Raw genomic sequence first — 4,245 nt, 5'->3', positions numbered from 1 at the left:
GCGTGAGTAAGGGCCAGATATACCGATAACTGTGATAATGGGAATAAAAACTGCCGGGCAGCCCGGCTCCAGTCGGATACCGCGTCGTCCAGTCATCCTTGCTCAGCAGGTGGAGCAGATGTTGCATGCCTTGGTTAATGGCAGGCAGAGGTTCTTCACATACCGCGATAAGTGCATCGAGCGCCCAAGCAGTTTGGGAGGGCGTGCTAGCCCCGAGCGGTATGTAATGTTTGTAGCTATCGCTACTGCAGGACTCGCCCCAGCCGCCATCTTCGTTTTGGATGCTTAGCAGCCAATCGACGGCTTTACGAACGGCAGGGTGATCTGGCTTCATTCGAACAGCTATAAGCCCTGTCRATGCAGCCCATGTGCCATAAATGTAGCAGATTCCCCAGCGGCCGTACCACGAACCATCCGTCTCTTGGTTCGAGAATAACCAATCCGCACCTCTGCGTACGAAGGTTTGATTGATATCTAGGCCGGCCGTTGCGCCTAGGAATTCCAATGTCCTACCGGTAAGATCCGCGGTAGATGGATCGATAGCAGCTGCGGAAGCGCCGTCAACAGGGACCAGCGTCAGCAGCTTATTCGTAACGCCTCTCTCGAAAGCGGGCCAGCCGCCATCTTTATTCTGCATAGACATTACCCAGTTTAACCCGCGGTTCCATATGTCTTGAAACTCAGGATTACGCTGTGTGGTTGCGTGAATGGCCCGCAAAGCGGCCGTGGTATCGTCCACGTCGGGATTTATCGTGTTAGATTCGGAGAAACCCCAGCCGCCGGGGACTGGATGGGCGACATGGACGCTCCAATCTCCTAATTTAGTCATCTGTAAACCGCGTAGATAGTGCACTGCTTTCGCAATAGAAGGATGCTCTGGTGGAGTACCTGCATGCTGCAGTGCCGCGGCGAGCAGCGCGGTATCCCATACTGTGGAAGGTGAGTTTTGGAGATGAACTCTTCCGTTAATGTTCCACAGCATCGAGTAGAGACCGCTCAGAGCAGCGGTAATGGTTGGGTGGTTCTTGTCATAACCTAACGCGAGCAATGACAAGATCATTAACAGTGTACACGTCGAGTAGCTGTACAGCGTTCCATCAGCTTCGATGCGCTCAAGCATATAGGTTTCCGCATATCGAACAGCTCGCTTGTGAAGCTGCTGGGGAAGGCTTGTTAGCTGCTTAATACCACTATGAACTTCATTCAGTAGCTCCTGAAAACCACGGGGGGACGCAGGATCTTTGCGGACAGGGTGAGTTAGGTCTGATAAATCCGGTGTTGCCGCATTTCTCCTGACAAATTTGAGGTCAGCCATGATCAAGATGGGTGCAAAGTGGACGCGGGCAAAGCCGGAGAAGTCAAAAAAATTGATCGGAGCTGTCGACGGCAGCAATAGAAATTCAAGCGGAATCATCATTGAGGAGGGCCATGGATATTGTCCCGCAGTTGCCAGGAATACCTTCGTAAGCAAGGTTTTCACTTGCTTGATTCCGCCTTTAGAAGAGATGAAGCGTGCTGCTTTCATCATCGTTTCGTCAGTTTTATGGCTGTAGCCCGAATATAATAGCGCAAAATAGGCATTCACAGTGGCGTCCAAATTGCCTTCCGCTTCGTCGTGATAGACTTTCCATGCGCCATTCGATCCCTGTTCAGCCGCGATCCGATCATGCAATTGTTTGATCAGCGCCTCCTGAGGAATTTCCAATGTCCGAAGGACGACAATCATGTAAGCGTCGGTTAATAGACTATTTTCAAAGCAAAATCGCCAAGAGCCGTCTTGATGCTGCCAATGCTCGAGTCTAACACGCATGCGGCGAATTTCCTCATTCACTTCGCTCCATACAGGCATATATACTGTCCTCCTGCCGCTTCAAGCCAAGATTAGATGGATCTTTATCTTTACATGATATGAACATCGCCGCATTTTAAGGTACGGATATACAAGAAAAAACGCCAGTTTTCACTGACGTTTTACATGTCTAGCCTTTAATTGTGATATGGAGGTGTAAAATCGTAGTGGCTTTGCGGCGCTTTAGGGACAAGCAGGCAACCGATCATATAGATAAGTACGACAGTTCCGAAGCTGCACAATGCCGCGATGATGACTAACAAGCGAATCATCGTTGCATTTAATCCAAGCCACTCTGCTAGTCCTCCGCAAAGCCCTGTTAACTTGCTGTCTGTTCTAGAACGGAATAATTTATTCATAATGTGTATTGCTCCTCTCCAATTTGCGATATGTGAAATGTTATTGTTTTCGTTTCCATGTCTTAATTGTAGCTCTTGCAAGGTTCTGCGAAAACGGACCTATGACGGTTTTGGGAACAGGACCTAAGGCGGGGAAGAGCCACTACGAAAGTCAAGAAACCCCGCAATGAAGTTCATCATTGCGGGGTTCTTTTTCATTTTTGATGAGTGAGCTGTGCCGATTAAGATAGGAGATAGTTGAGCTGACGAAGATGGGGCCGTAGTTCAGGAATAACATCGAGATAGGTGATGAACACCTTGATGAGTGTTGGATTGGGAACTTGCCGAACGCACTCCGCCTCCAGCAATACGGTAACCTTCTGAAGCTCCTCGCGTATATTGTCCGGCTTTGACAGCTCGCCAATTTTGACGGTCATTAATGTCATCAGCTGCTCAATCGTGGTTTGACGGGCAGGAGAATCGCTCGGATTCAAATAGTTGAAATGCGTATTGGTCTCATCGATAACGGGTTTCGGCGCTGTCCGAATGAAATCATCGATTAAAGCATCCAAACGATCGACGATGAATGCAGCCAACTCGGTCATAGGTAAGGCAATTACCTTTTGCTGGACATAAGTTAAATATTCGACATGAATTCCCCGAAAAATGGAAACAATATCCCAAATGTAAGGCTCAATCTGCTTCCCATATGTTTCGATGAGCAGTTCGCGGCGCCAAGTGTGCAGCGCGTTTTTCTTCCGTTTCCATGCGGCGATGAATTGTTCGTTGGTCGTTATGGGCAGTTCTCTGAAGTCGATCATGAACAGATGATTCTCGACGGTATATTGCAACTGGAATTCGATCTTCCGCCGCAGCTTTTCTTTCGGAGTTAGACTCAGTTGTGCTCCACCACGATCCAGAGCGGCTGCTTGATCTAACAATATCTGATGACAAGCGGGATAGGCATCGGCAATCACATGAGAATAGCTGAAGGTATTGAAATGTTGGCATTAAATTTGGGACCTATGACGATTCATCCGACCATTCTGTTTGACAAGGAATCCTGGGTATTAATCGATACGGGCATGCCGGGTTCTGCTCCTGCAATTCGGGAGTTAGCGAAGCAAGCTGGCGCTCTTAATGTCCCGCTGCGCGCTATTATTTTGACGCATCAGGATATCGATCATGTTGGCGGACTGCCCGAGTTTCTGGCGGCTGAGGACGAATCTCCAATCGTCTACGCGCATGAAGACGATAAAGACGTCATTAATGGAGCGAAACCGATGATTAAGGTAAGCCCCGAAAGGCTGACTGCTCTCTTAGGGCAGCTGACGGAAGTGACCCGTAACCAATTCGAGCAGACTTTTCTATATCCGTCGCACCCCAACGTGGAGTGTACGATTGCGGATGGGGAGAAGCTGCCTATCGCAGGCGGCCTAACCGTCATTCATACGCCGGGGCATACGCCAGGGCATGTCTGTTTGTACCATCATGCGAGCAAAACGCTGATTGCCGGTGATGCCATGGTCGTCGATAATGGCGAATTAATGGGGCCAAGAGCAGCCGTTACACCTAATATGGAAGAGGCACTGAGATCGCTGAAGAAGCTGTTAGCCTTCGACATCGAGACCGTTATCTGTTATCACGGCGGTCACATACAGAGTGATGTAAATCAACGTATTGCCGAATTGACTGAGCAGTCGTGATTCGTTTTATCGTCACACTTGCATTGTCGCTTGTAGGGGGGACGTTATTCACTTTTATTCATTCTCCCTTACCTTGGCTCTTGGGACCGATGATGTTTGCTTTCTTGGGAGCTCGCTTTTTGAAAAAGGTAAGGCCACTTTGGCCTAGTTATTTACGCGACACAGCACTGATTATCATCGGTTATTCCATTGGCTTAACATTCACGATCAATACACTGCAAGAGATGGGGCAGCAATTGCCAAGCATGATTCTTATGACAGTCTTGCTGCTGTTGTTCAGCGCGCTCATTGCTTATTGCATCTCCAAGGTATCGGGCTTGCCGCTGCCGACGGTGTTGATGGGGAGCATTCC

General features: G+C 49.0%; 5 protein-coding genes. 2 read left to right on the top strand and 3 right to left on the bottom strand.

The features are described 5' to 3' along the window. The 3 genes from shc to AC1DUA_RS29920 form a co-directional block, all read right to left on the bottom strand. Positions 1-1,849: squalene--hopene cyclase (shc, locus tag AC1DUA_RS29930; protein WP_477503209.1), on the bottom strand; the 1,849-nt coding region annotated here is incomplete at its 3' end. A 137-nt stretch (positions 1,850-1,986) separates the two neighbouring features. Then, the gene (locus AC1DUA_RS29925; RefSeq protein ID WP_477503208.1) at positions 1,987-2,208 is read right to left on the bottom strand and encodes a PspC domain-containing protein; all 222 of its coding nucleotides are present in this window, start codon (positions 2,206-2,208) and stop codon (positions 1,987-1,989) included. A gap of 221 nt (positions 2,209-2,429) precedes the next feature. Further along, complete coding sequence (locus AC1DUA_RS29920) at positions 2,430-3,164, bottom strand: hypothetical protein (protein ID WP_477503207.1); 735 nt, start codon at positions 3,162-3,164, stop codon at positions 2,430-2,432. A 24-nt stretch (positions 3,165-3,188) separates the two neighbouring features. On the opposite strand from AC1DUA_RS29920, the gene AC1DUA_RS29915 reads away from it, so the two are divergent. Further along, complete coding sequence (locus tag AC1DUA_RS29915; protein ID WP_477503206.1) at positions 3,189-3,893, top strand: MBL fold metallo-hydrolase; 705 nt, start codon at positions 3,189-3,191, stop codon at positions 3,891-3,893. Next, positions 3,890-4,245 (top strand): AbrB family transcriptional regulator (locus tag AC1DUA_RS29910; RefSeq protein ID WP_477503205.1); only part of this gene is annotated, 356 nt, incomplete at its 3' end. The genes AC1DUA_RS29915 and AC1DUA_RS29910, both read left to right, overlap by 4 nt.

The sequence above is a fragment of the Paenibacillus sp. 01T422 genome (assembly GCF_056398785.1).
Note: the sequence above shows the minus strand (reverse complement) of the source record. Positions and strands in the feature narration are given on the sequence as shown.